The sequence below is a fragment of the Candidatus Hamiltonella defensa 5AT (Acyrthosiphon pisum) genome (genome assembly GCF_000021705.1).
In the GTDB taxonomy this organism is placed as follows: Bacteria; Pseudomonadota; Gammaproteobacteria; order Enterobacterales; family Enterobacteriaceae; genus Hamiltonella; species Hamiltonella defendens.
The window spans coordinates 1233022-1256445 of the sequence record NC_012751.1 but is presented as its reverse complement, the minus strand read 5'-3'; the positions used below and the strand labels follow the sequence as shown (position 1 = coordinate 1256445).

29 protein-coding genes and 1 pseudogene are annotated in these 23424 nt (G+C 48.6%); 3 read left to right on the top strand and 27 right to left on the bottom strand.

Annotation, left to right across the window (positions count from 1 at the left end; all coding sequences use genetic code 11):
• From pilP to HDEF_RS06075, 12 genes are all read right to left on the bottom strand, one after another.
• Positions 1-465, bottom strand: coding sequence for a type IV pilus biogenesis protein PilP (pilP, locus tag HDEF_RS06130; RefSeq protein ID WP_015873777.1), 465 nt, complete (start codon positions 463-465; stop codon positions 1-3).
• Complete coding sequence (locus HDEF_RS06125; protein WP_015873776.1) at positions 452-1744, bottom strand: type IV pilus inner membrane component PilO; 1293 nt, start codon at positions 1742-1744, stop codon at positions 452-454. Before HDEF_RS06125 ends, pilP begins: the two co-directional genes overlap by 14 nt.
• Positions 1744-3384 carry a PilN family type IVB pilus formation outer membrane protein gene (gene pilN / locus HDEF_RS06120; RefSeq protein ID WP_015873775.1) on the bottom strand — a complete coding sequence of 547 codons (1641 nt, stop codon included), beginning with the start codon at positions 3382-3384 and terminating at the stop codon, positions 1744-1746. The genes HDEF_RS06125 and pilN overlap by 1 nt, the downstream gene beginning before the upstream one ends.
• Positions 3385-3482: 98 nt before the next feature.
• Positions 3483-3899: a type IV pilus biogenesis protein PilM gene (pilM, locus tag HDEF_RS06115; protein ID WP_015873774.1), complete on the bottom strand. Its 417-nt coding sequence runs from the start codon at positions 3897-3899 to the stop codon at positions 3483-3485.
• A gap of 24 nt (positions 3900-3923) precedes the next feature.
• Positions 3924-4445 (bottom strand): IS630 family transposase, encoded by a 522-nt coding sequence (locus tag HDEF_RS06110; RefSeq protein ID WP_302476659.1) that lies wholly within the window; start codon positions 4443-4445, stop codon positions 3924-3926.
• A complete protein-coding gene (locus HDEF_RS06105) occupies positions 4369-4746 on the bottom strand; it encodes an IS630 transposase-related protein (RefSeq protein ID WP_012737971.1) in 378 nt (125 codons plus the stop codon). Before HDEF_RS06105 ends, HDEF_RS06110 begins: the two co-directional genes overlap by 77 nt.
• 86 nt (positions 4747-4832) lie before the next feature.
• Entirely contained in the window at positions 4833-5750 is a 918-nt protein-coding gene (locus HDEF_RS12140) for a TcpQ domain-containing protein (RefSeq protein ID WP_015873773.1), read from the bottom strand.
• A 42-nt stretch (positions 5751-5792) separates the two neighbouring features.
• Positions 5793-7646, bottom strand: a complete 1854-nt coding sequence (locus tag HDEF_RS06095) for a type IV secretory system conjugative DNA transfer family protein (protein WP_015873772.1) — start codon at positions 7644-7646, stop codon at positions 5793-5795.
• Positions 7633-8664 (bottom strand): P-type DNA transfer ATPase VirB11, encoded by a 1032-nt coding sequence (virB11, locus tag HDEF_RS06090; RefSeq protein WP_015873771.1) that lies wholly within the window; start codon positions 8662-8664, stop codon positions 7633-7635. Before virB11 ends, HDEF_RS06095 begins: the two co-directional genes overlap by 14 nt.
• Positions 8661-10040 carry a VirB10/TraB/TrbI family type IV secretion system protein gene (gene virB10 / locus HDEF_RS06085; RefSeq protein WP_044612336.1) on the bottom strand — a complete coding sequence of 460 codons (1380 nt, stop codon included), beginning with the start codon at positions 10038-10040 and terminating at the stop codon, positions 8661-8663. The genes virB11 and virB10 overlap by 4 nt, the downstream gene beginning before the upstream one ends.
• Positions 10037-10966: a P-type conjugative transfer protein VirB9 gene (gene virB9, locus HDEF_RS06080; RefSeq protein ID WP_015873769.1), complete on the bottom strand. Its 930-nt coding sequence runs from the start codon at positions 10964-10966 to the stop codon at positions 10037-10039. The genes virB10 and virB9 overlap by 4 nt, the downstream gene beginning before the upstream one ends.
• Positions 10967-10968: 2 nt before the next feature.
• A complete protein-coding gene (locus HDEF_RS06075) occupies positions 10969-11661 on the bottom strand; it encodes a VirB8 family type IV secretion system protein (RefSeq protein WP_015873768.1) in 693 nt (230 codons plus the stop codon).
• Between the two features lie 353 nt (positions 11662-12014).
• On the opposite strand from HDEF_RS06075, the gene HDEF_RS06070 reads away from it, so the two are divergent.
• Complete coding sequence (locus tag HDEF_RS06070) at positions 12015-12611, top strand: recombinase family protein (protein WP_015873766.1); 597 nt, start codon at positions 12015-12017, stop codon at positions 12609-12611.
• 57 nt (positions 12612-12668) lie between these two features.
• Here HDEF_RS06070 and HDEF_RS06065 read toward each other — a convergent pair whose 3' ends face one another.
• From HDEF_RS06065 to HDEF_RS06030, 8 genes and pseudogenes are all read right to left on the bottom strand, one after another.
• Positions 12669-13703: a TrbL/VirB6 family protein gene (locus HDEF_RS06065; RefSeq protein ID WP_048901567.1), complete on the bottom strand. Its 1035-nt coding sequence runs from the start codon at positions 13701-13703 to the stop codon at positions 12669-12671.
• 13 nt (positions 13704-13716) lie between these two features.
• Positions 13717-14004, bottom strand: a complete 288-nt coding sequence (locus HDEF_RS06060; protein ID WP_015873764.1) for an EexN family lipoprotein — start codon at positions 14002-14004, stop codon at positions 13717-13719.
• Positions 14001-14747 (bottom strand): TrbJ/VirB5 family protein, encoded by a 747-nt coding sequence (locus tag HDEF_RS06055; protein WP_015873763.1) that lies wholly within the window; start codon positions 14745-14747, stop codon positions 14001-14003. The genes HDEF_RS06060 and HDEF_RS06055 overlap by 4 nt, the downstream gene beginning before the upstream one ends.
• 123 nt (positions 14748-14870) lie before the next feature.
• The gene (locus HDEF_RS06050; RefSeq protein ID WP_048901566.1) at positions 14871-17507 is read right to left on the bottom strand and encodes a VirB4 family type IV secretion/conjugal transfer ATPase; all 2637 of its coding nucleotides are present in this window, start codon (positions 17505-17507) and stop codon (positions 14871-14873) included.
• A 14-nt stretch (positions 17508-17521) separates the two neighbouring features.
• Positions 17522-17797: a TrbC/VirB2 family protein gene (locus HDEF_RS06045; protein WP_015873762.1), complete on the bottom strand. Its 276-nt coding sequence runs from the start codon at positions 17795-17797 to the stop codon at positions 17522-17524.
• Between the two features lie 101 nt (positions 17798-17898).
• Positions 17899-18219, bottom strand: a pseudogene (locus HDEF_RS06040) (transglycosylase SLT domain-containing protein); the annotation flags it as partial.
• A gap of 83 nt (positions 18220-18302) precedes the next feature.
• Entirely contained in the window at positions 18303-18530 is a 228-nt protein-coding gene (locus tag HDEF_RS06035; protein WP_015873761.1) for a hypothetical protein, read from the bottom strand.
• A gap of 24 nt (positions 18531-18554) precedes the next feature.
• Positions 18555-18872: a hypothetical protein gene (locus HDEF_RS06030; RefSeq protein WP_015873760.1), complete on the bottom strand. Its 318-nt coding sequence runs from the start codon at positions 18870-18872 to the stop codon at positions 18555-18557.
• A 212-nt stretch (positions 18873-19084) separates the two neighbouring features.
• Here HDEF_RS06030 and HDEF_RS12135 point away from each other — a divergent pair, with 212 nt between their 5' ends.
• The gene (locus HDEF_RS12135) at positions 19085-19291 is read left to right on the top strand and encodes a hypothetical protein (protein WP_015873759.1); all 207 of its coding nucleotides are present in this window, start codon (positions 19085-19087) and stop codon (positions 19289-19291) included.
• Positions 19292-19349: 58 nt separating this feature from the next.
• Here the strand turns inward: HDEF_RS12135 and HDEF_RS13790 are convergent, their stop codons facing one another.
• The 7 genes from HDEF_RS13790 to HDEF_RS06010 all read right to left on the bottom strand — a co-directional run bounded on the left by HDEF_RS13790 (position 19350) and on the right by HDEF_RS06010 (position 22625).
• Positions 19350-19661: a helix-turn-helix domain-containing protein gene (locus HDEF_RS13790; protein WP_158531026.1), complete on the bottom strand. Its 312-nt coding sequence runs from the start codon at positions 19659-19661 to the stop codon at positions 19350-19352.
• 57 nt (positions 19662-19718) lie between these two features.
• Positions 19719-20339 (bottom strand): helix-turn-helix transcriptional regulator, encoded by a 621-nt coding sequence (locus HDEF_RS06025; protein ID WP_015873756.1) that lies wholly within the window; start codon positions 20337-20339, stop codon positions 19719-19721.
• Positions 20336-20500: a hypothetical protein gene (locus tag HDEF_RS12550; RefSeq protein WP_157791411.1), complete on the bottom strand. Its 165-nt coding sequence runs from the start codon at positions 20498-20500 to the stop codon at positions 20336-20338. The genes HDEF_RS06025 and HDEF_RS12550 overlap by 4 nt, the downstream gene beginning before the upstream one ends.
• A 22-nt stretch (positions 20501-20522) precedes the next feature.
• Positions 20523-20603 (bottom strand): ash family protein, encoded by an 81-nt coding sequence (locus HDEF_RS13205; RefSeq protein ID WP_234809489.1) that lies wholly within the window; start codon positions 20601-20603, stop codon positions 20523-20525.
• Positions 20604-20834: 231 nt separating this feature from the next.
• Positions 20835-21347 (bottom strand): DNA-3-methyladenine glycosylase, encoded by a 513-nt coding sequence (locus HDEF_RS06020; RefSeq protein WP_015873755.1) that lies wholly within the window; start codon positions 21345-21347, stop codon positions 20835-20837.
• Positions 21348-21350: 3 nt separating this feature from the next.
• A complete protein-coding gene (locus HDEF_RS06015; protein ID WP_425475039.1) occupies positions 21351-22064 on the bottom strand; it encodes an Rpn family recombination-promoting nuclease/putative transposase in 714 nt (237 codons plus the stop codon).
• Between the two features lie 45 nt (positions 22065-22109).
• A complete protein-coding gene (locus HDEF_RS06010) occupies positions 22110-22625 on the bottom strand; it encodes an HNH endonuclease (RefSeq protein ID WP_238526161.1) in 516 nt (171 codons plus the stop codon).
• Between the two features lie 599 nt (positions 22626-23224).
• On the opposite strand from HDEF_RS06010, the gene HDEF_RS13895 reads away from it, so the two are divergent.
• Complete coding sequence (locus tag HDEF_RS13895) at positions 23225-23380, top strand: hypothetical protein (protein ID WP_234809347.1); 156 nt, start codon at positions 23225-23227, stop codon at positions 23378-23380.
• The last annotated feature ends 44 nt before the right edge of the window (positions 23381-23424 follow it).

Sequence of the window (23424 nt, the reverse complement as noted above, 5' to 3'; positions counted from 1 at the left end):
TCAATAAAATGCCAGTGTGCGTTTATCCTGGCCGTCAGCGACACGAACTTCTCGGGCGGTGATCGACTCCACCCAAAAACGGGTGCCGGGGATTGGCTCTCCCTGCATCAGTTCTGCCCGCTTGCCATCGGAAAGCACCAGACGCGCCATCAGCTGATGACCCCTGCCGTAAATTTCCTCCACTGACGGTAATCCGCTGGCGCGCTTTAATATCGCGATTTCCCGCCCATTGAGTGGTAAATGGGCTGTCCGGGTGTCCATACCGCTCTCTTCCAGCTCGCGCTGAATCCGGGCGCGGGCCGCTTTCGCTTCCAGCAGGACGGTGTCGGCCTGTATCTGCTCTAACCGTTGCAGGGTGTCCTCTTCCATCACGGGCGGTTGAGGCGGCAATAACGGCGGTGTTTCGGCATAGGCGGCGGTGCTTAGCCACGAGGCAATGAACAGAGCACATTTATGATTGTGCATATAATTTTCCTTCCATCCGGTAACGTAATCGCCCCTGACTGAGCGTGAGCGTGATGACGTGCAGGCGTAACCCCAGATCGTCCAGTTCATCAAACAACAGGGTGGGGGAGAGAGCGGTGTCCAGTGAAAAACTAAAACTGCGCCACGGCATAATCCGCTCTTCGCCCTGAGCACTGACCTGACGGGGGTCGTCTTCCTGTAGGTGAATCGGCAGACGCATCCGTTGCGCAAAGGTGGTTAACCGCTGTATCTGATTATCCGCCTCCGGCAAGGGGCGGGTATCCTTTGAGGCGGTGAAGGTCACGGGCTGGCTAAACCCGCCGGTATCGCCCTGACCGGGCAAATTGAAATACGGCGTCGTTTGTCCGGCGTACACTTGCTTCACCCGGTCAGCGAAGTCGCCCACGGTGGCCCCAGCAGGTTTGCTGTACGCCAGTCGTAGTGTGCCTTCCTGTGCGCACTGCGCTTCTTTAAAGCGCCAGCCTGCCAGCGACAGCGGGATTTTTTGCCAGCGGTCGGCACAGGCGCGGATAAACGCGTTCAATCGCGGTGTGTCATCCCACGGCGAACGCAGGGCAGGGGACATCTGCGTCTGTTTCTGTGCCAGCCATGCCGCCCGTATGGCCGCTTGACGTAACGTTTCCTGGTGGGTCAGATACCCCTGCCAGCCGAAGTAACCGGCCAAAATGAGGCCTGACAGAGTGAACAGACCTAACCATCGCCGCTGGCGTGAGGTCGCCTGAAAGCGGGCGCTGGCTGGAAAGGCAGTCCCTGCCAGCAAACCGTCCAAATCAAAAGGTTGGCTATCGGCGATGCCCCATTCTGCCGGGGCGAACATCTGCCAGCCCCCTTCCGGCTCAGGGTTAAACTGGAGAAAGTTTTTTTGTGCCTGCACTATTGCGGCCTTGTCGCCGACCAGATCGTTAATCAGCACGCCATCGATGCTGCTGACAAAGCCGTAATGCGTCCTGTCTATCGCGATAATCGCGTAGCCACTGCCTTTGAGTTGGGGGACAATTAACAGGGCCAGGGCGTAACCGTCCTTGCAGCCTTTGGGCAGCGCCAATGCTGACCAGTTAACTAGCCCCATCACCCACTGCGGATGTTTCTGGCGGTCCCGATAGCGGTAACTGACCACGCGGTCAGCCCCTTGCCGTCGCGCTTCGCTTTTCACGTTCTTCCCTGCCCGCAACGTCACGGGAAGCCAGTCTATTCCGGCCAGAAAAACTCTTCGGCCCCGCACCATCGATGTGGCGGCCAACCCCGGTATGGTCGTCATTAATATCCCTCCTGAGACAGAACGGGGGTAATGAGCACCACCAGACTCCGATCACCGTTTTCTGCCTGCTGACCGCCGCCTAACCCAAAGAACCCCGGTCGGCCGACGCCCTGTTTGCTGCCTTTACGGCTGGCCTGCTGAAACCCGGATAACACCAGTGTCTGACCGGTTTTCATTTTGACGCGTTGGGTGAAGGTTTTCAGTTGCGTATTGAGTAACTCGACCGAGCTTTCCCCGGAAGTAAAGGTACGTCGGGTGGGCGGGTCAGAGAGATTAATCGCGAATTGCAGCAACAGATGCTGACCGTCCGGCAGGATATTCGGCAGCAGATTGATATAAAAGCCGGTGGTGATCGTAGCGGGCTGAATCGAGGTGGCGGTGCCGACATTCGCGGTGGCCTGTGTCGTTACCTGCGCGACATAATCTTCCTGTTCGGCCACCTGCATGGCGACCGGCGAAAGATTGGTGGTGGTACTCGATTGTTGAGTGACCACACTCACCTTGGCCTGCTCTGCCAGCGCTTTAAGAAAGACTTTGGACCCCGCCAGTCGCCCATCCACGACAGAAAAGCCCCCCTGCATGATATTCCCTGACACGCCACCAAAAGCCTGACTCAGTGACAAACCCCAGCGACTGTTGTTAAAGACGGCGTTCCAGTCGAGCCCTAACTGGTCTTTTTGCCGTGCCTCAACGCTCAGCACTTCAATATTGAGCACCACCTGCCGATTTAATGTCTGGTTGCGCTCGTCAACAAAACGCTCAACCGTATCCAGCACCCGTGGCACATCGGTGACGGTCAGATTCCCGGCAGACAGGAACAGGCGACCCCGCCCCGGTGTCAGCATCGATTTCACCGCCCCCTGTAAATCCGCATACAGGGAGGACTTGATGAGGGTTGAGGTGGATTGTGACGTGGTGGCATCACCACTGAGCGCATGGCCGCTTTGACCACCGCTGTGACCGGATTTTGAGGTGGTGCCACTCACGACTCTGGATTGGTAATCGGTCTGTGAATCCATAAAATTCAGCGTCATGGACCGGGTTTCCAGCGCGTAGATAACAATCTGTCCCGATTCATAGCGCCACGATACGCCAAGGCGACTGGCTATCGTATCTAACAGCCCGGCCAGTGGGCCGTTCCAGTAAAGCCCGTTCAGGGTCGCGCCGGGGTTAACCGCCGCAGTCGCAGAGGATGACGCCCTCCCGATGGCGGCCAGCGGCACCATGCCATTGACCTCCGGCGGCGGGATATCGCCTGTCATCTGCTGGGTCTGGCCGCCAGAGACGCCGCCCAATAGCGTTAATGCATCCGGCGTCACGGAAACGGGCAGTCGGCACACGCGGGTAATACGCTCAGAGACGTCATGCAGACTGAGTGACCCTTGCCGGTGAAGGGTCAGGGTACAAGGCGGGGTGGCTTTTTTTATCGCCGTCCGGTCCATCATCGGCGTGGGATTCACCCACTGCCGGGCGGCTTCGCGTAATACCGGGGAGGGCGAAGTCAGTTTTTGAATCTGCTGCCTTGCCTTTGCGTCTGTCGCTTCACTGCTGTTCATGTTTTGATGAATGCGCTCCATACTGGTGCAGCCAGACAAGGCCAGCGCCCCCAGTAAAGGCGCCGCAGAAAAAATCGATCGCATGGGGTATCCTTGGGTTTTTGAACTTTTAAGGAATGAGATGAGAGAATGAAAGTCATATTTTCTTGCTGTCATGAATGAAGGCGATTCACTTTTTCCTCCTAATTAAGATAAACCATCGCCCCATCGGGGATACGTTCAGGGACGACCACCTGCATATCCCGACCGCTATGATCAAAAAGGCGATGGTTTTTGACGCTGCCCAATAATGCAGAATCGCGGGTTTGAGTTTTGAGCGCCGCCATTAATCCCGGTGAAAACGGTTGCCAGACAAAAACACGTTCGCTGGCAATGACGTGCTGGATGGACGAATGCGGCGAGATACCGATTTGCGCCGCTGTGAGCACCATCTCATTAGAATTTTTAATCACATCGGGATGAAGAGAGAGATGATGATGAATCGCATTCATATAATGAACCGTTTCTATCGCCTGTTGCGTCGTGGTCGTCGTTATTTCGGTACGGTTGAGATGGTCGGCAGACTGCTGCTGATAAAATCCCGCCAGAGATAACGTCACTATAGCTAAACGACATAAGAATAGTTACATAATATGTTCTGAAAACAAGGTATTGATGTCGCATTGAAGTTCTCTTCTTTTTCTTTTAGCTTGAGCCCATGTGTGCTCAATAGGGTTGAACTCGGGCGAATAAGGAGGCAAATATTCAATAGAATGACCGGCGTTGAGAATGGCGTGTTGAATATCTTTTCGCTTGTGGAAAGAAGCGTTATCCATCATCATCACGCACGGATGAGGAAGAGCGGGTAGGAGCAGCTGAGTGACCCAGGCATAAAAAACATCGCTGTTAATGGAGCAGTTAAAGAGGCCCACCGCGATGAGAGTGACCCCTAATAAGGCACCAATGACGTTAGTGCGGCCCTTAGCCTGCCAATCGTGAGTCCCAAAACAGCGTTGACCTCGTGTAGCGTATCCGTAGAGGCGGGGCATATCGTGAGCAAAGCCGCTCTCATCGAGATAAACCAGAGATTTACCCTGCTTTTGATACCCCGCGATTTTTTCCTGGAACCCCTGTCGTGCCTCTTCGTTTGCCTTGGGATGACGCAGAGTTTTTTTTATAGGTCAGACCCCATCTTTTCAATGCTTGCCAGATGGCTTTGGGGCACACCCCGAAACGGGCCGCCCGTTCCCGTTGATAGCTATCTGGATACTCTGCCACATCTTTGATAAACGCCTCTTTATCCATCTTGCCTCGACGCGGACCCGAGGGTTTCGGTTCTATTCGCTTGAGCCAACGCCTGAGAGTATCTGTACCTACGTGAAAACGCTTCGCCGTTGCTCTGATGCTCAGTCCTTCTTTCTCTCGAATACTCAGGACTTTTTGACGAAAATCCACTGAATAACTCATAGTGACCTCATGCTAATTAGTTCTTTATATTGTAACTAAAATTAAATCGCTTAGCTATAACAGAAAAGAAAGGATGAAATAGCCCATCATTCCCTCGGGGGTTTATCGGTGATCCGTATCAGGCATTGGGCGCTATGGATTTGAGCATAAAGTGGCGTCCTGGCCGACTGGTATAACTCCAGCACACTTCTCAATGCGGATTTAAAATCTCCCCTGAAATGTAAGAGGGCCTCAATCTGATAATGGACGGGCGTTTGCCAGTATACCGTCCAGTTTTTTACCCCCGGCCCGAGACAGGGGGCTTTGATGGCCCATGCCATCACGCCCTCCTTTAACGTCATCCCTTTTTCTATCTGCCATGTTTGTGCGGGTGTTGGATGAGCCCTGAGTGTCATCGACGTCAGCGGTGTATCTGTGAGCCCCGTCGTTGTTTTTGGGGGTGAAAACGTGGGTTGAGAAGAAATAGAAGATGTATTCCCCTGCGGGGGTTGAGTCACCCTCAGCGGGTGACTCGTCAGTGACGGATGATCTTTCGCGGGATGTTTGGCTGGCCACATCCGCTCAGGGTGTTTCTTTGTCGGAAAAGGAGGAATGTCAACCGGTTTATCAATCCGATAAAAATAAATGTCGGTTTCACTGCATCCGAGACATCTCTGCTTGACCTGATAGTCAATGACCCCTTTTGCGCCATGCGTTTTTAACCAGCGTTTGGCGTTAAAATAGCCTGCTGATGTTTGACTTGATACCACAATCTGATTGGCGTGGGTCACGGCAAAGTAATCATCTGGAAGATAGTTTCCTTTTTCTCCCTCAAAATCATACATCGCTTTTGCCCAGTGACCTGCGATAACGGGTGAGGGTATGACCACATGGTTTTCTTTCCAGTCCGGTATTGTGCTGTTGATTTCAACCGCAGAGCCTGACCAGTTTAACGGCGGAGGGGGTGGCGGTGAAGAACAACCGGCCAGCATGATCCCCGCTACGGTTATCAGTTTTTTTTTCATGGGGTATTTCCAGATACGTTGAGAATCTTTCGGATGAGGTCATTAAAAGAGCTCTGCTTCAAGTTCCCCTAATGACAACATCTCTTCTTTTGGGGGATATTTCAGTCCCTTTTTAACCATTGATGAGCCATTGTTCATGCTGGCCACACGCGCTCTCAGCTTCGGTGACACCGCACACAGTCTGTCCATAAAATACGGGTCATTAAAATACAGTGCCTTTTCGCATTTAATCGGGTTCTCGCCTTTCAGCAGAATAAACTCCTCCTGAAATTTCAGTGTCCCCAATTCTTGCGGTAACACCAGCGCGCGTTGGGCTTCGTTCTCGGATTCGCCTTGTGATACGCTGCCTTTATTACGGTTTCGGCTTTTTCCGGTTGATTTGGTGGTGGTATAGCCTAATTGCGCGGAAAATTTGTCAGCGTCTTCTTTTTCGCTGACCGCATAAATCACCCGGCAGGGATGACCGGACAGCAATGTTTTTGCCCCCATCTCACCGTAAATCTCAATCAGTTGTGAAATATTCTGGTAGATGGTGAGTAATTTGAGTTTAAATCCGGCAATAAACCCGGATGCCTTTTTAATGTAGTGCATGGCACCAATCGCGGGAAACTCATCAAGCAGAAACAGTACGTCATGTTTATTATCTGTTTCAAAATCGGGATTTTCGCGCATACTGACGTCAATCGCCAAGTTGAAGAACAGATTTAAAAAATCATCGGCAATCTTCAAATCGTCGGCATTAATCCCTAAGTAAATGGTCATGCGTTCTTTACGCAACAACCGTAAATCAAAATCGTTGCGGTCAGTGGCTTTGCGAAAGAGCGGTAAGGTGAACAGGTTTAATTTTTTAAGAAAGGTGCCTTCGGTGCTGGAGCGAGGCTCGTCACCCAGGTCATTATATTCCTTGATTTTGTTGAACGCATCCCTGAGCAGGTATTGCTCACGTTGATTTCCGCTATTGGCTACCCGTTCGCGGATACTGGGGCACTGGCTTTCGTCGCCGTTTGCCAGCAATGACTCACGGTTCACGGCATAGTACAGGTCAAGCACTGTCCCAATGGAAAACACCGGTTTAATATCATATTTCGCTAAATATTCCCGACCGTGATTGATTAACGTATACAACAACTGCGTATAGCCGATAAAGACGCGCCCGGCGGCGCTGTTAAAGTGCGCTTCCGTCCCGGTCAGTCCTGATGCATTCCACAGGGTTTCCGCCAGATTAAGCAGATATCCGGAGCCTTTCTCATGGGATAAATCAATATAAAACAGCGGGTTAAAACCGTGTGTCTTGCTGGAAAACGGGTCAAGCAAATAGACTTTTTGCCCCATGATAAGCTGCCGGAATTGACTGGTGATTTTGTAACACTCCTGCTTGGGGTCGAGCACAATCACCGAAAACAGCCACGCCAGCAGATTAGGGATAACCATGGCGGCCCCTTTCCCGGCGCGTGTCCCCGCCCCCATTGAGATAAAGTCAGGCGCGATATAGCGAAGCAGCTTGCCCTTGTAACGTCCGATAATGACGCCGCCTTTGCTTTCATCGCCCCACGTCACCGCTTTGGAGCGGCGAATATCGGCATCGCTGGCAAATTTTGCGTCACCGTAAAGCGAGGGCTTTTGCATCGCCGTTTTGATAATCAGCGCGCCCGCTATCACCCCTGAGGCGAGAAAACCATACAGCAGCGACAACACGGCATTCCAGCGAATATCATCACGAATATCGCTATCAAACAGGATGCGCCCCAGTATCGAAAACTGGTATGTCTGTAAAAAGCGGCGCAGTCCTACGCCGTTCATGGGATAAACCAGCACACTCGCTATCCCCACCGTCAGCAGGCAGACCAGAAGGCCAATAAAACCCCATTGCCCCGGCGTGAGTTTACATTTGTCCACGACTTAATTCCTTAAAATAGCTATCACGATGAAGCGGCTTGAAATAAAGCTGCGTCAGCCGCCGCCAGTTACCCCGTGCCGTCATGCAGGCGATCACATCGATGTTGTTAAGCACCTTGCGCAGCATCACGTTATAAGGCAGGTTGCGGCACTCCGGGTTCTGGTAACAGCGTTCGATAATGCCATCAATCACCGCTTCCGGCGTTGGCGCATGGAGGCTGGTGACACCGCCTTCATGCCCGGAGCTTTGCGCTTTCATAAAATCCCATGTTTCCGGGCCGCGTACCTCTGTCAGCAGGATGCGGTCGGGATTCATGCGAAAATTGGCGCGGAGCAGGCTGGCAGGGGTGACAATGGCCCCTTCCGGGGCTTCGGCGTTATAAAACAGGTGAACATAGTTACGATGTGAATAGAATTCCACCTCCGGGTTATCTTCAATGGAGATAAGCCGTAAATGCGACGGGATACAGTCGAGCAACGTTTTTTCATAGGTGGTTTTGCCTGAACCGGTTCCGCCGCCAAACACGGTTGTCTTGCCGTATTCGATCGCCTTTTCCATAAATTCGGGAAAGGCGTTATCCTTAAACAGCCGTATCAAAACGTCATCGTGACTCTCTGTTTTTTCCTGTCCGGTCAGTTGGTCGTAAAAACCGCTCTCGATCCAGGACTGGTGAGGAATTTTCAGGTAAGACGGTTGACGGAGGGTGATCGACACGGTGCCACGCTCACAGGCCGGGGGGATCACGATCTGGCAACGTTCTCCGCTTTCCAGCGTGGCGGATAATATCGGTTTCAGATCATCAATGTGGTCGTCATTGTGGTTTGCCAGCACCGCGGCAAAGGTCATGCATTCCTCATAGCTTAGCGTCGCGTCATGCTCCTGCCATTCCCCATTGACCTTGGTAAAAATCTGGTTCGGTCGGTTGACCGCCAGTTCGGTTAACCCCTCTGTCGCCAGTAATGCGCCAAAGAGACTATCGCGGTAATACATCATCGTTGGATTTTGGGGGTGACTCATCCGTTTTTTCTCCTCTTGAGTTCAAGCTGATAGATAGCCGAGAAATCAATATCCTGACCGGTGATAAGCGTGATAATGTCGCCCTGATTCTTGTACAGGGTCGGCGGAATATTCACACTGTTTTCAAACGCAGTTCTGGCAATGTCAGCCAGAGATTGACGGCTGTTTTCGGTGTAATCGGTATTGCGATCTTTCTTCCCGACCTGATTCGCCGCCGCCGCGGTCATATCGGGGATCATGCCCAGCATTAACGCCCCACCAAAGCGATCAACCCAGTGCCCATCAATCCAGCCATCCGAACCGGATTCACCCAGCTCCCCTGCAGCCTGTGAACCCCTCATGGGAATATCCAGATAAGGTGGCTGGCGGGTGCGCAGTTTGGTAATACGGATAAAGACACGCCCTTGCCCATGCCTGAGTGTTCCCGCGTTATACACCCCGTAGGCGGTGGTGCCCTTGTCAATCAGGCGGGTATGACCGCTGGCGCTGTAGATATCACGGGTAATGGTACAGCGGATTTTTCCCGCCAAATCAGAAACAAAGCGATAATCCAGCGCACAGGGGATAGGCCTGTTTTCCGGCAGGTATAAATCCGGATCGTAAGGAATGAGCGTGACCTGATTAAGTCCCTCTGACGCATTGGCATTTTCAGGCTTTTCCGCGTCTCTGGCGTCAACACTGGCGGGCGTCTTATCGCCCTGTTTCTCCTGTGCCCTCGTTTGGCTATGGCTTTGAGCTGACAAGGCGTCCTCTGCGGTTTCCAGCGCAAGATAGCGCCTGAATACCGGCTCAGAAAAAGACGGCTGAGGGCTAACGCTGTTTATCTGCGTGACCTGTTGGCTTTGCCCTCCACTATCTGTTAGCTTCTCTGTTTGAGTTTGAGTTTGCGCTTGTGTCTGCTTTTCCTTATGAAACGGATCCACCTTTTTGCCTAAATCCCGCCGCTGGTGACTAATGCCTCCCGATTTCTCGGCACTGACGGGCGGCGGCTCGGTATGGATTGTGCGGGCGGTCTCCCATAGATGAAATCCCACCATTCCAATTAACGCGACAACCACGGCAGACCCGCCAATCGCCAAAATCAGTTTATTTTTCTGCCGTTTTTGTGTTTTTGCCACCTCGACGGTCGTTGAGGCCCCACTTTTCTTTGCAGAATGCCCTTTCGCGTTAGCCACCGAGGTGATCCGCGCCTTAATCTCTTTTTCCATGTCGCTCACGGTTTTAACCTGTGGCTTTTCAGTTGCTGTGCCGTCCTCTTCCGGTTTGGCGTCTACTGAATCGTGGGCTGTTTCTTCGGGTGACGTTTCCTCTTCCCCGGTAAGATGCTTTCGCGCTTCCCGCTCGATGTCGTCCGTCGTTTTTTCTTCATGATTCATTTTTCTGTCTCCACGCGCTGAACGTGGGGGGAAATGGTATTTCCATCGGGGACAGTGACTTTACCCACGCCATGATTTTCAATCCCCACGACCTTATGCCCTGCCCGCAGCACAAAACGCGGATGAATCTGATGAATAACCAATACTTTATAGTTGCCCTTCTGCTGCACACTGGCGTTCACGATATGCTCTTTCTCACCATAGGCGACAAACGCGGCGGGAAAGGTTTTGATGGGGGAAAAACCGAGATAGGTAAAGCGTCCATCGTCATAGGCAAAATCGGGGGCGATATCACGGCTGTCTTTCGCTACCCGCATGTAATAATCCCAATTACGCGGCGCTTGGGCGGCATTAAATGCCTGCGCGATGGATTGTTTCATCTGCGCCTTTTCCCATTCACGTTGCCTCGCCTGCTGCGCTTTCCGCGTCTGCGCCTGCTCTTCCTGCGGATAGCGGTAATCAATGACGTAAGCCAGTTGTGACAGAGGCTGACCCTTGTCGATAAGGCGAAGCTCAAGGCTATAGAAATGTTTGGTGGTACTAACAAACAGATTGGTACGCCAGTCTTTATCCTGCGGCTCAAAAACCCGTTCGCTTTCCACCTCTTCATCGCCATCCTCACCGGATTTCATCGTCCTGATTGGCTGCTTGACTGGTGCTACGCGGATATAGACGCGATTGCCTTCCTTCGTCACATTCCAGCCTTTGGTAAAGCCGGTTTGCGTGCTGATCACGTCTTCCTCTTCGGAGAAAACCAGTGTGGAAACGTAGCCTTCGGCAGCCTGAACAATCGTGGTATTCCGGGGATGGTAGGCCACCTGTTGCATCCGGCTATCAAAGCGGCTCCCCTGCGGAGTCGCGGCAGCCTGTACGCCGCCAGAAACCAGCACCAGTCCGGTAAGGAAAAGCAATGCCCCTGTTTTCATGGCTATTCCCCCTGCTCTTTTTCACGCTGATAACTGGTGACGACAAATCCCAGCGGATTATGGGCGCGTTGCGCATCGGTCATGGCTTGCTGTGGCTCGAATCGCCACGTCATGCGTACCGTCCAGTATTCCGGTTGCACATGACCGCTACGGACATCGCGGATATCCTTGCGAAAACGAAGAGTAGCCAGTAAATCGGTGTTATCAGGATTGCTGGAATCGGAAATGAAATGGGTAATAAAGGTGATTTCAGCGGTATATTCTGCATCCTTAAACACCTTGTCGGGTGCAGACGGGCTATTCCACCAATCAAGGTAGGCTTTGTTAACTGCCTCATTACCGTAGCGCTGTACCGTGTCGTAATCATGTTGCAGACGAAAATAATCATACCCTTCCCGCAAGCGCACATATTGCTGGGTAAAATACCGTGCGAGCGCACTATTTTCGGATAATTCCCCTTTTTCCACGGTGGTGACTTTTTCTACCGTGCCCGCCAGTTTATCCGCGACATAAAGTTCGGTATTGGTCTGCTTTAACGGCAACAGAATAATCATGGCGATAAGTGAAAGCAGACCAAAGGCGGTGCCAACACCCGCGATAATAAAGGCGATGGTTTTATCGCGTTTATCACGTTGCCGCCATTTTAATTCAAATCCTTGCGCGGTTTTTAAATACGCTTCTTTTTTAGTGAACATCTTTGACTCCCAATCCGTTATTGACCGGCTCAAGCGGGCCGGAAATGGGGGACAATGCATTATGTTGCCCCGCGCAGCCGGACAACATGCACAGCAAAAACACGACGCCTGTTATTTTCATGCGCATAATTCCTTATTCAATCATGGCGGCTCAGTCATCACTCTTTGAGTCGGTTAGCCAGTCGTGCCGAGAACTGGGCCTACCTCGTTTAACTATCAGCCGGTAAACAGTTGTTTTACGACATAACAACTCTCCCCTTGTGCAACCGCCTCTGAGTAACCTCAAAATTGTGCGGAAAACCATGTCGCCATGTGCTAATATACGGAAAGCTATTTTTTAGGGTTATCCGATTATGTTGATTGGCTACATGCGCGTTTCGTCAGATTCCGATCGCCAGAGTACAGATTTGCAGCGTGATGCGCTGATCTCCGCCGGTATCGATCCGCGTCACTTGTTCGAAGATCACGCTTCCGGCGCAAAGGATGAGCGCGTTGGCTTGTCGCAGGCGCTCGAATTCGTCCGTGCGGGTGACGTGTTAGTCGTGTGGAAGCTCGATCGGCTCGATCGGCTTGGTCGCTCGCTGTCACACCTACTCAGCATCGTGACTTCACTCAAGGACAAACGGGTGGCATTTCGTTCGCTGACGGAAAACCTGGATACTACGACGCCCTCGGGCGAATTCTTGTTTCAGGTGTTCGGCGCTCTGGCGCAGTACGAGCGTGCCTTGATCCGGGAGCGCGTTACCGCCGGCCTGGCCGCCGCCCGAAAACGGGGGCGAATCGGCGGACGACCGAAGGCGATCACTGGAGAGAAGCTGGACGCTATCGTTGTCGCACTGGACGGTGGCATGTCCAAAGCAGCGGTGTGTCGCAACTTCAATGTCAAGCGGTCTACCCTGATCGAAACTTTGGCGCGGGCGATGACAAGTGGAAATGCGGAAAAACAATGAGGGTGGGTGACACGACCGTTGGGTCTACCCCGTCATTGAGGCAGATAACGCAGGAGATTAATCTTTCAGTTTTTGATTGGTTTTAACCGTAGGCGCTTGTGTCCATTGAACGCCATGGGTCGCCTTAGGGCGCGGTGGGGTAATATCTTTAGGTTTAGCCATTTCACTGCCACTTGCCATTGCCCAGCCCTCAGCGCGAACTTTTTGTAATGTCGCCTTTGCCTTGCTGATGCCGTATTGTGTCCCTCGACCGGCAAGATGACCGATGCGACCGCCTTCCCTCTGGCTTTTGTCTACGCCTTTAACACCTTCAACAAATCCCTTGCCCTGATGCCATCCTTCCTTTCCAAGCGCTTTGCTCCCACCCATCATTCCTCTGAGGCCTTTAGCGGCACCAAACAACCCGATGGCAGTCGCAGTCGTGGCCGCCCCTTCCAGTGCGCCTTGTACGCCAACACCGGCTAATTGATGGGCAATTTTTGAGGAAAGATAAATCACCACGCCACATACCGCCCCTGTTACTCCGGCCATTGCACCCATCGTCACTAAATTTTTATCGGTGGCTTCTACTGCTATGCGAGACAAAATCTTATCAAGAAAAGTGATCCCGGACGATAAAGCTAATGATGCAAACATGACCGTAAATACTGATGATAAAATAGCCTGCATCCAGTTATTAAACGTTGTTCTTAAAAAACCATACATCAGACAAAAAATAAACACTGGTGCAGTGACCGTTAGCAGTAAAATTGTAATTTCGGCACTAAGGAAAACAATGGTGGCAGATAACAAAGTAAAATAGACCCCTATCCACGTAAAGAAAGTACCAATCATTCCGTCGGACTTCACATACGTTGATGTATCTAATTGCATCAATTTCGCGCTAATGCGCTGCCCTTTAATCCATAACTGGTCAAGATAACTCCAAACATCACTTTTACCCGAAAGTCCATTTTTTAGACCTTCAATTGCCTGAACAGAAAGATCCAGATACCCCCCTATATTCATCATAAACATCATAATCACGCCCATCCTGGCCAAATCCCAGATAATGCTTTTCTTAAAATAAAGACTTTTCTGTTTTTTCTGCAAAGTCTTTTTAACATCATTCTAATGGTTGCCCTTTTTTCATTTTCTCAACACCTTCTAATACCTCTTTTTCAAAATCCTTGCCAAACTTAGGTAAAGGTGCATGAGCCTGGTCGTAGCGGAAAACGGCTTCCCGTGCATTGCGGCAATTATCGGTATCATCGCCACTTTTCTTGCATTCACGGTCTTTTTCTTTTGCCTGTTCGATATGATCTGACCACCACACCGTGGACTTCGTTTCTTCGCCACATCCGGTCATCATGAATGATAAAAACAAGGTAGATATTGCGGCTACTATTTTCATGGTACTAAATCTCCAAATTTCGGTAACGGCGCATTATATTGATGCTGACGAAACGCTTTTTCACGCTTCGCTGATAAGAGCTTATCACGTTGTTCTGCTGCTTTAATGTTCATTTCCCATGCACTGGTCAATGAATTGAGCTGAACACTCCTGGCCTGTATTGCATTTGCTAAATCCTGCGATTCCTTGCTGTCTTTAGCATTGGCAATGCGATGAGACAGGTGGCCAATATCTTTCAGCGCCACATTGATCTTTTTTTGTACCTCGGCCGTCTGCTCAATCATATAGCCCTTGTTCGCCGTTTCCTGCTTGCAGGCGTTAAGGTAAGAGGCAGGTAACTTTGAAGAGGAAGTGCTATCGCCACACACATCAAAACTTTTGTATTTATGATACAGACTGTCCAATGCCCCCCTCGGCGGATTATCTGACGTTAACAGGTCATTAAGGCTGATGCCCTGATTCTGCAACGTTTTGATTTCACTTTGTAAACTTTTTCCCTGTTCAAGTAGCCCCTGAATATCACGAAGCCCTGTCGAGGTAGCCAGCTGGTCTTTGTAGACGTTCATCTGCGCCTTGTAGTGCTCAACGGTTTCCATCCATTGCTTGGCTTCCTTCGCCCACTGCCGGGCATTTTCCATTTTTGATGTCGCGTCAAAAACAAGGATGCCGCCCTCAGAAATCGGCGATGACAGGGTAGAGAGCAGCGCCGATAATCCCCATGCCAATGTCTTTTTAATCCTCATCATTTATTCCTTAAGACACTAATTTCAGGTAGGTATCTATCCATTCATCTGGGCGCAGACCGTCTTTAAACAGGCTATCGAACACTTCCAGATCGTCTTTATCCGTGCTCAATAATTTGGTGGTCACCCTAATCCCGATAAATCCAGTGTCACCAACGCGGCAAAATCATTCAAATTTCCTTTATACAAAGGGGATTTTACGATAAGAAACTGGCGTGACAGAGGGTCAAGGTTTTTGATGATATTGAAATAGCGCTCCGGCACTTTTAGCTGGTTCACGTACTGATCATAATCGGCTTTAGGATTAGCCAGATAGATATGCGTTGTGCATTGTTCCCGCATAGCACCAGAGACGCTGCTTTTCAGAATTTCCTCAGGAGATTGAGTCGCCGGAATGATAATGCCGTTGAGCTTCCTCATGGTTTTTAGTCGGTTGTAGACAAAATCCGCAAAAGCGGGATTGCCGATCCACTGCCAGAATTCGTCCATAAAAATCACAAGGCGGCGACCATCCAGTAAACGGGTCACGCGATAGAGAAGGTAAAAGGCAATTGCCGGACAAACCTCCGGGTTATCCAGAAACTCGGTGCCATCGATACCGAAGTTGTCATACTGACTCAAATCGAAGGTGTCATTGTCGTTATCAAACACCCACGCCAGATCGCCCCCTTGTGCCCACCGAGACAGACGGATTTTTACGCCATTTTCCCGAGCCTCCCGATTATCCGGTTCACTGATATGGTTAATCAGGGCAGTTACCCCAAAACGCCTCACGTCATGCGGTAACGCCATAACGCGCGCCACGCCGGTATTAAGGCGTAACTCTTCGCGGGTGGTCAACGTATTACCGTTAAGCGTACAGATGATTTTCATCAGTTGCTTGACAAAAATGACATTGCGCTGGGTCGCGTCCAGCATAAACGGGGCAAATCCAGTCATTTCACCACTTTTGATACTAAAATACTGCCCCCCCAATGCCCGTATCCCTGGCTCTGTCGCCCTGTCCTTATCAAAAAATACTGTTGTTAAACGCTTGACCGGACTGTTAACCGGGAACAGATCTGCATTTCGCCATTTCTGCATCATCACCATCATAAACATCAATAATACTGTCTTTCCCGATCCGGCCTGACCCAAAACATCCGTATGCCCTAATGTTTTCTTGCCGAGTTCATTCACGCCCATTAACGTATTGTGCAGATTCAGATCGTACTTGCCGCCCGCGGGCGTTTTAAGCTGTACCAGTGGCTCACCCCATGGAACGCCTTTACGCTTGCCAGAGAAAAAATTATGAAAGGACTCAAAATCCACGAAGTTCTGACTGCTCATCAAGGCCAGTCTCGGGCGTAAATGGTACACGCCCGGTAGTTGCGCAAGATAGGCCGCCCCCAGAGACAACATGGAAAGCGCAACAATCATCCCCAAGTCTTCCAGAATCGTCATGACTTTATTGGTGTGGGCAGTCAGTTCATCCAGCGAGTCAGCATAAATCACTAGCGAGTAATGGTATTTGCCAAACGCAATCACACCTGAACCATGTAAATCTTTGGCGACCTCGAGATCTATCAACTGTGAGGCGGCTTCATCCCCGGCACTTTTCAGCTTCCTGATTTTATCCTTGATAGCGGCCTGTGCTTCCTGTTTTCCCAAGGCCGTAAACGAAGTGGTCATGACATAAGTCATACGTAGATAAGCCAGTGAATCCAATAACCCGCTCTCACTGTTTTCGCAAAAATCCTTGATTTCAAGCGACCTGAAAAAACGTTTTCCCCGCGGCGTATTAACTTGCCCGGAATCCTGAGACAAAAAAATATCTACCCCACCCAGCACTTCATACAGCGGCGTAGCCGATAAGCGGACTCTTTGCCAGTGACCTGAAAGCAGATATTGATAAAAACTCAACTGTGAAGAATAAACCCCCTTTTCAGTTTCAAATATCCCCAGCGGTTGCGCATGAAAGCGTGCCAGCGATGCACTGATTTTACTCACCATCTCACGCATTTCGGGTAATGTCTCGGCGATGGCTTTCTGCTTGTCGTGGATATTTCGGATTTTATGTTGCATCTTCTGTTCTTTACCAAAAGGCGCATAGCACAGGGTAAAGAACAGCCGATTTTGGTAGAGTTGAGACTTTTTTATTCCTTCATAGTATTTTTTACTGATCTCATCAGCAAAAGGATGGCCACTCGGGGTATCCAGATGATCATAAAATGTTTCACGGAGTCGGTGAGTATAGAAAGTCACCGGCTTACCCTCCCATGCGCGGATCATGGTATTTAACTGACTATTGATAATCGCTAAATCATTGTCATCCTCGCATTCAAACGGCACCCCGATCACTTCCCACGTCGCCATTTCATCATTCTCACGGGTTTTCACAATATGCGTATCAATATGTGAAGAGTAAGGGATCAGTTTTTCCAGTGGCAGGCGTTGATTGAGCTTCATACAGTCTGCTATCTCCTTGATATCGATGTCATCATACTGACTGGCTGAAAATACCGTAGTGCCATAAAAGCGGTTAATGACGTCAATTCCCAGCGTGCGCATTTTCAACCGCATCAAATGAAAAATGGCGTCATCCTCTTCGGTCATCAACTTCATGATGACCCATGCGGCAAAGGCAACGATAAGAAAAAACCAGCTAATATTCGCGCTCAGGCTGATTAATGCCCCCTCGATAACCACAAAAGGGACGAGGGGAACGCCAATCCCCGGCAACACGGCCTGTCGCGTCAATGCCTTATAGATGGTTGACATTCCTCCTCCTTATATCAGGCAAGCCATTTGCCGATTTCCGCTGCGGATGCAATCAGCGAAGCGCCTATAATAACGCCCCAGCAATCACGGAGGGTTTCACCCCGAAACAGCACTCGAAAGCCGATAATCAAGGCGGCCAGCGCCACCACAATCCCGACAAGAGAATGGGCTTCATCAAACACTTTTTGCAGCAACGTTTTTGTTTTCACCAGTCCGTTAGCCTCAGCAGATAAAGAAAACAAAAAAGCCGCCATCAGACCGACGTATTTATTTTTTAATAGCGATAACATGATAAGCCTCTATTTAATTTTTAATCAGAAACAAAGTCACCACGCAGCAAATGACGTGGGTAAAGGGTAATATTTTGCTTGGACAGCGACGGGGCTACTGAGGTTAAAGTCCCATCAAAAACAGAAAGATTCGTACAGGGGGTCAATACATCACGGGCGCTAATTCCATAATGGCTAAAGTTGGTGCGGGTTATCTGCATCAACCCAACCGAATAACGACGCTTTTTGTTCGCAATCCTGTCAATGATGCTGATAGCTTCGTCTTTACTTTTAGGATAGTGAGAAATCACGCCGTTATTGCTGGGCTTGCGTTCCGCTTGTGGAATAATTTCAGCAAGGGCGTAGGGATTAAAACCGGACTCTACCCGTGCAATGTCAAGTGCGGTATCGGGATGAACCGTCGTTGCGCACTGCATCGCCATTTTGATCAGGTGGGCTTTCCTGCGTGATATAGACGTTATAAGTGGGTTTTCTCATCGTGAGTTTCTCATTTTGAATTATTCGTTTATGTCATTTTCTGTGGTCTTTCTCTTTCTTCCTCCGTGCCTAAAATACGTTTCAAATTCTCCTTTGCTTCATCCCCATGTCGTTCAACGACATAGTGAATAAACTCAGTGATAGTCACGGGACGCCCAATATAATGACCAATATTGAGTACGATTTTATCGAGACGGTCACGTAATACCGCGCCCACATAAATATTTTTCCCCGGACGCGAAATTTGTTTAAACATTAACTTATTCCTTAATAAGGATGACTATCGGCCACGCTGCTTCACCGCATAGAGGTAAGTCTTGGGTAAGCAACGGTTGGTAAAGCTGGCTTCTTCTTTGTTATTCGTTATGTTTAATTCTTTTTTAAACGTATAAAGAAAATCGGCCAGCGTATCGGTGTTATCTCGTTTTTGATCTAACGTTTCCCTCCCTATTGAATCAATGATGTCTTCGGTTGAACGGGTCATTTTTTCATATCCCCGTAGAATACTGAGTCTTAATAGCCGTATTTCATCGTCTTTTTTGCACTGCTGACGATAGCGCATTTGACGACGCTGACGGCAGCGTTGACGAGCGTTCATTCATTCCCCCCCCAAAAGAAGATTGATGGTAAGTACACAAGAAGATACTTACTACAAATCCCCCTGTTGGTGATTTGTGTACACCTGTGTCGGCATACATCCAGCCAGAAAGCGTTATAAGCTCCGCCTTGAGAGTAAAAATCAAGGCTATCGGCGATCAACCCATTATTCCGTCGCTAATTTCTTAGCAGTGAAATGACGAATCATGCAACATGACGACATCGTTTTCCGCGATACTGCGGATCGCCGATACTGATTTATTAAAGAGCAGATGCCACTATTCAGATAACAGGCACCTCTACCAACACTGGATGTTTTCAGAATCAGGTCGCCCAGAAAACGGTGAGCGAGGGAAGATGATGGCAGAAAATTTTGGGATCGGGCATCGGCCAAAGGATGATTTTTTGATAAAAACTTAAAAAAAAAGCTACCAAAGCAATTGATGCATTGATAGCTTATATCTAGTTAACGGTGAATTTATTGACAGCAATGAAAACGGCGACAATGACAACAGCAGCATGAACCACTTTTATTTTCGATAGTTCTATGGTGTCCATTGACGATAAAGAAAAACATCGGTTTTAACTCTGAATTACTCTCAACATTAATTTTTTCCATAGCATTGCTTAAATGTGATTTAACGGTGCTCACTGATATGTTTAAGTACAATGCCACCTTGTTTCTATTCCATCCATTGCAATAAAGAGAAAGCACCTTAACTTCCTTCCATGAAAGGCATGGGAATATTTCCGCGTAAAATGCAAAATCGGCGTCCCTTAATTTTCTCATTTTTCTCTCCCTCATATTAGCGATTATTGTCAGAGCACGTCGCTCTGACGATGAGTCTTAAACGCTAATGACGTGACGACCAGAAGGCAGAAATTCAGGAGGAAGGTATCGATTGATGCCGTTATCGTGGCAATAGTTTATAAATTGTCTACAATTATGCACCCCCGCTGTTTGATAAATAGACTGCAAGTTGTTTTCTATCGTCCGATGGGACAAATTAAGTTTCTTGCCCACTTCCTTACTGCTTAATCGCTGTAGCAAACAAAATATAATCCGTCGCTCTCGCGGGCTAAACCTGTTATCTGACTGAATCAGATTAATGGTATAAGGGGATCCCCCTTCGATATATTCAAGCGGCGATAAAAACAGGAAGGGCTGGGCATAAAAAAAGGCCCCTTGGTAAACGTTCTTTTCATCGAATCGTGGTAAAAAATCAAACCGCCACGGTTGGGGCGATGGTTTGTCACCACCGGGTAACGTACTCAACAGCGATAACGGCAATTTCTTATCGCGCATAACCTCTTCGTGCGCATGAAAAACATCCAGAACTTGAGAAGACTCCGCCGTCATCTCCAGAATATCCGTCATCGCGGCATTGGTATAAACCTGAGATTCCTCATCAGTAAAGCCACAGGGGATCGTGAAACTTTGGCAAAATTGCTTGATGGAACTATTCATGCGACACCCCCTATTTTCAGAAGGGATGCACGTTGGCGAGGCGTTAAGTTTTTAGAAATGCGGGCAAATTTAGCCAGGATGGCGGGTCGAGCGTTACAGATACGCTGACAAAAAATGGGATGCAGACTTTTAGGATAAGTGTTAAGTAGGGTAGTAGCCATGATAGCAACCTCCTTGAAGTAACTAGATTCTGCTACCACCGAAGGTGCTAATCTTATGGGTGGTAGCCCAGACGGGGTTAGCACTACCGGCCTTCAAGGACACCGGCCATCCTTACGGATGCCCAGCCTGAGCCACCATAACTTACAGGTATGCTAAAGGCTTCTTTGACACACAAAAAAGACGCTTTTGGCGTCTGGTGTCGCCTCGAAGATGCGCGGGGTGCTAATCCCGGTTAACCATGAACGGTTAACATCTCAATTATAGCGACTGGTCGGCAAAGCAGCAAGGAAATATTAATGGAGGTGGGTGTACTTTGAGGATTTTGTTCACAATTTATATTGTCTTTAAACGCCACAATTTATCAGTGCCCACTTTTATTCCGATTCTTGGTGTTGCCATATATTCTGGTTGAATAGTGGTGTTGTAAACACAAAAATCATGAGATTGGGTTAAATCAATCTGGTTATTATTTTTTGTGATATTTAATTTTTTGCAGAGTTTACCCGGCCCATCTAAAGAAATCACTGTGGGTTTATATAAGTCGATGCCTCGAATTAAAACCGCCGCCGGAAAACCTTCACGTTCGGTCACAATATTCAGGCAATGATACATGCCGTAAATAAGATAAACATACGAAAATCCGGCAGCACCAAACATGACGGCTGTTCGTGGCGTGTAGCCTCTCGCGGCATGACAGGCCGGATCATCCTGCCCAACATAGGCTTCCACTTCGTTGATAACCCCGAAATAGTCAGCCAACTTTAAAACCTTTCCCAGCAAATCCTTTGCTACACAAAGCGTATCACGCTCATAAAATGAGCGAGGTAAAATACTATCACTCGACATCAATTAATCCATCAGCGCATTAATCTCAGCATCAGACAGCCCCGTCGACATTTTGACAATCGCCCGATCAACACCGTTAGCTAGAAGCTGACGAGCTATAGTTCTGGCAGATTCTGCCTTACCTTTTTCAATCCCTTTTTCAATCCCCCTCTGTTCGCCAAGTTTTTCGCCCTCTTGCCGTAACTGCTCTGCAATGGTCATCACCCCCTCCCGATAATCAGTTGCTCTCTCCGCAATCTGATGCAAAAATTGCGTTGCATCAGAAGTATTTCCTCGTTCTACAATATAACAGATTAATCCTCGAAATAGCTCAGGCGGCAATACCCACTGATTGAGCAAGGACGCTATCTCCTGACTTAACTCTAGCATATCGCGGGTGCGGATATGCTTCATCACCAGCTCCATCAAGGCGACGTGCCGATGAGTGACAATCTCCTCATCGGGGATAACCGTGATGTCAACCAGCGGGAACGCCTGCGTATAGACAGACTTTGCCAGTTCCGGATCAGAAAAACAATCCAGACAATGGGTACTGTAGGGATACGGCGAAGTTTCACCCTGATAAAACAGCAAAGGTATTACTACAGGTAAGGTGTCGTTGCCTTGCTCAAGATGCCGCTGCATGGCTGCCACCGCATACCTCATCAGGCGAAACGCCATTAGCTTTTCTGGGCGGCTCTGATTAGGTAAGCAGGCCGCAAGTGCCCACTCCCTCAAGAACCGTACGTGCGAGTTACCCCGCATACGGCTCACGCAACTTACTCACTTCAACATTTTTCCTTTTTTGCTATGTAATTGTCTGTGGCAATTAGCATGTAACAATCTTAGATTAGCCAGCTTGTTGTCACCCCCTTCAGCTTTAGGCTGAATATGATGAACATGCAATTGTTCACCATTGTCCAACTCTTGATCACAGAGAGGACAATAACCTTTCTGTCGCTTATAGAGGTTAACTTTGACACCGTAAATAAAAGGCTGTTTACGTGCCTGCCTATTACGCCAATAGTCACGCAATTCCGGATTGTCGGGGGAAGCATTTTTTGGAACTAGCCAATGACGCTGTATTTTTGTCCATGCATGCTTCCAAAGAAATCCACCGGTTGATTTATCCATAAATACTGAATAGTCTTCTCTACCTGGTATCTTGCCTAAGTAGTGTTTTCTTCGCCACCACCAGTGTTTATTGGGATGACGTCGATACAAATATCTACGTTGGCGGATCCACATCCATTGGTCTAATGCACTGAATGTTCTTTTTGAAGCACGTGCAACTTTCACGTCGCACATATTCGAAAGTAATATCTATATGGGCATCAGCGTTGTTTAATTGAATAAATTCTTGAAAAGTCATAGTGCTTCCATCTATGTTTCACCAAACTTCATTTGGGTAAGCTAAAAAAGCAGAAATATCTAAAAAATAGAACTGTTAATAACATTAAGTAATTGAATTTTATTATTTTAAATAAAGAGTATCATTTTGAACTTTTTCATGTATTTCACTCAAGTTAGCTTTTTGCGAAAATAAGGTCATTTAAAAAATATTTAGAGTAAATAAATTTACATCACTAATATAAATATAGTTATCGTTAATTTTTACCCAGATCATCAGAAACATTCATAATAATCCCTGTAATTTAAATATTATTAATATGTATTTTTTACTGTATGGAAATGCTAATTTTGATATTTCTTTTTATAAATATAAAAAACACTCATACAATAATTGGCGTTGTTTGGTACTCAGCTATCGCAAACGCGTTCTAAATTTTAGGCGGTTCTATAGCTTTGAAGCATACCAAACCGGGGGAATTGATTTCATATCCCAAAAGCGATCCTGATTTCCTGATTTCCTGTTCCTGGTACTTAAATTTTTGTGAATGAAGTCAATTTCCAGACATGCAAACGCTGAAGGGCAATTTCGGCTAAATTTCGTTGGCCGTATTGGTGTTTTTTCTGCCACGCCAGTAAGCCTTAATGAGCAATCTCATCAATATGTTCCGACCGTTTCGGCTGGTGATGATCGTTCCCCGTAAAATGATCTCTCGTTGGGATAATAATTCGGGAGCATACTTTAATT